We start from the raw sequence: 3,111 nt of genomic DNA, 5'->3' as shown, positions 1-3,111 counted from the left end.
TGGAAGTGGTTGTAGGCGCCGCGCCCGTCCGGGGTGCGGGTCTCGCCGGTGGTGGGGAACCCGGAGGGGGAGTTCTCCCAGCCGAGCTGCGCCCAGCGGCCGCGGATCGCCCCGCGCACGTCCTGCGCGCCGGTGGCGTTCGACCAGTAGATCGAGCCGCCCTCGAAGTGGTTGTAGGTGCCGCGCCCGTCCGGGGTGCGCGCCTCACCGGTGGTGGGGAAGCCCAGGACGCCGTTCTCCCAGCCCAGCGCCTCCCAGCGCCGGCGCAGCTCCCCGCGCACGTCGTGCGCGCCGGTCGCGGGGGACACGTAGATCGAGCCGTGGCGGAAGTGCTGGTAGGCGCCGACGCGCGCCGGCGTCGGGTACTCGCCCGTGGCGGCGGGGCCGAGCGGGCCGCCGTCCCCGCCCAGGCCCGCGTGGGCGGCCCGGATCGCGCTCGGGATCGTGAACCAGTTCGAGCGCAGCCCGCCGAGCTGGCGGACCTTCGTGCCCGTCAGGGAGGCCGTGCCGGTCGTGCAGTGCAGGACGGCGGTCGCCACCCGGCCGCCGTCCGCGCCGCGGCCGTCGCGGCCGGTGACGTCCAGCGCGGTCACCGCACCGCCGGCGGGGCAGGCCGGTGCGAACCGGGACGCCGGCACGGTCGTCGTCCAGTTCGCCACCGTGTCACCGGGGGCGGTGCGCCCCGGCGCGGAGAACGGGTCCTCGCGCGCCTGCAGGTACGGGCGCGAACCCGCCACCGACCAGCCGCCGTTGGACGAGGAGAACTGCGTGAACGCCACGTCCCCGCCGTGCGCGCGGACCTCCCCGGCGGTGGCGGCGATCGCCGCGTTCGTGGACGCCGGCTGCGTCCACGTCACCTTCCCGGAGCTGTCGCGGGTCTCCGCCCCCCGGTACACCTGGCAGGCGGTGGTGTCGCAGATGTCGGTCTGCGCGGTGGGCCGCAGCACCGACAGCGCGTAGCTGCGGGCCGCGACCGACTGCGCCTTCAGCGCCTCCGCGTTCCACGACGCGGGGGACTCCGCCGGCACCACGCCGCGCAGGTACGTCTCCATGGGCACGTCGTTGACGACGGTGAGCGTCTCGCCCGGCACGATCCGCACCGTGCCGTCGTAGCGGGTGGCGGAACCGTCCGGCCGCACCAGCAGCACCCCGTCGGGCCCGCTGATGGTCGTGGCGCCCCACGTCTCGCCCCACGCGCCGTCCACGCGCGCGGCGAGCTGGTCGCCGGCGGCGTCGACGACCAGGCGCTGGCCCGCGGGCAGCTTCCGCCCGGACGTGGAGATCGTCAGCTCCGCGCCCGTGGGCGCCGCCACCGTCGCGGTCCGGCCGCTGAAACCGGTCAGCTGCACCCGCAGCGTCCGGTTCTCCCGGGAGGCGACCGTGGTGCCGGGGTAGTAGAAGTCCAGGATCTGCCGGTACGACTGGCCCGCCACCGCCCGGGACTGCGCGCCCCACTGGGACATGCCGATGCCGTGGCCGTACCCGTGGCCGGAGAAGGTGAAGTTCCCGTCCGCCGGCACCGGCCGCACCTCCCCGGCCTGCGCGGGGCTCGCGGCGATCAGGCCCGCGGCCAGGGTGGCGACGGCGGTGGTCAGGACGGTCGCTGCGCGGCGGCGGCGGTTCACGGGCCCTCCGGGGGTACGGCGTCGAGGTGGTCTCCGGTGCGGCGCCGCGTCAGCGGCGCTTCACCGTGGTCTGGCCGGTGCTGCGGTTCCAGGTGATGCTGCCACCGGTGAAGTCGTTGCGGCGCCCCTCCGGGACCTCGTACTCGTCGCTGGTGGGGAACCCGAGGTACGAGTTCTCCCAGCCCAGCGAGGCCCACCGGTCGCGGATCGCGTTGCGGACCACGTGGGCTCCGGTGGCGTTCGACCAGTAGACCGAGCCGCCCTCGAAGTGGGTGTAGGTGCCCTTGCCGCTGGGCACGCGGGTGTCGTCGGTGGTGGGGAACCCCAGCGGGCCGTTCTCCCAGCCGTGGCGCGCCCACGCGTCGCGGATCGCCCCGCGCACCGCGCGCGCGCCGGTGGCGGCGGACCAGTAGATCGAGCCGCCCTCGAAGTGGGTGAACCCGCCGCGGCCGTTCGGGGTCCTGGTGTGGCCCTGGGTGGGGTAGCCCAGCCAGCCGTTCTCCCAGCCCAGCGCCTGCCACTTGTCGCGGATGTCCCCGCGCACGTCGCGGGCGCCGGTGGCGGGGGACCAGTACAGCGAACCCTTCTGCAAGTGCAGGTAGCGCCCGCCGCGGGCGGCGGGGCTCTCGTCGTGCAGCGGGAAGCCCAGCGAACCCTCCCAGCCGAGCCGGGCGAACTCGTCGCGGATCGCGCCGGTCATCACGTGCGCGCCGGTGGCGGACGAGGAGTAGATCGAGCCGCCGCGGTAGTGGCGGTAGCGGCCGCCGTCGCGCGCCGGCCCCTCCGCGGAGGTCGCCGCCCCCAGGAACCCGGCGGCCCCGCCGAGCTGGGCGTACTTGGTGTCCACGGCGCTGGGGCCGTTGCCGGTGGCGCCGGCCATGAGCTGGGCGACGCGGGTGCGCAGGGAGTCCATCTTGGTGAAGGCGGCGTCGCCCGGGCAGGCGGTGTAGCCGACGTCGCGGTGGGCGTTGATGGTGCGCAGGGTGACGGTGGTGCCCTTGGCGTAGCGGGCGGTGCCGCCGCCGGCGCTGGTCAGGCGGGTGGAGCCCTTGGGGTCGACGCCGTGCAGGGCCAGCTTCCAGGCGATGACCTGCGCGACGGACTCCAGGGCGGCGGCCGAGGGAGCGGTGCGCGAGTGGTCGCCCATCATGGACACCCCGAAGGTGTCGATGTTGAAGCCGCCGGCGTGGGCGCCGACCACGGGGCGGGTGGTGCCGCCGGCGCGGCCTTCCCAGATGCCGCCGAAGCGGTCGACGACGAAGTTGTAGCCGAGGTCGGCCCAGCCGAGGGTGACGGTGTGGTAGCGGTACATGCCGCGGATGACGGCGGGGACCTCGGCCTGGGTGTAGCTGCCGGGGTCGGCGGTGTGGTGCACGACGGCGGCCTTGATGGTGCTGCTGTAGGAGGCGGAGGACTTGCGCAGGGTCTCGTCGGCGCCCCAGGCGCTGCGCGAGCGGATGGCGGGCTGAGCCAGGGTCACCCGCTC

The 3,111-nt window shown here is 75.4% G+C and carries 2 protein-coding genes; both read right to left on the bottom strand.

Going from position 1 to position 3,111, the window contains the following annotated elements:
• On the bottom strand, positions 1–1,625 hold a 1,625-nt coding region (locus tag MN205_RS20050; RefSeq protein ID WP_242123345.1), incomplete at its 3' end, for a SpoIID/LytB domain-containing protein.
• Between the two features lie 49 nt (positions 1,626–1,674).
• A partial coding sequence (locus MN205_RS00745) for an N-acetylmuramoyl-L-alanine amidase (protein WP_242123343.1) occupies positions 1,675–3,111 on the bottom strand: 1,437 nt, incomplete at its 5' end.

Source organism: Kineococcus sp. TRM81007 (assembly GCF_022669155.1).
Taxonomy (GTDB): domain Bacteria; phylum Actinomycetota; class Actinomycetes; order Actinomycetales; family Kineococcaceae; genus Kineococcus.
Note: the sequence above shows the minus strand (reverse complement) of the source record. Positions and strands in the feature narration are given on the sequence as shown.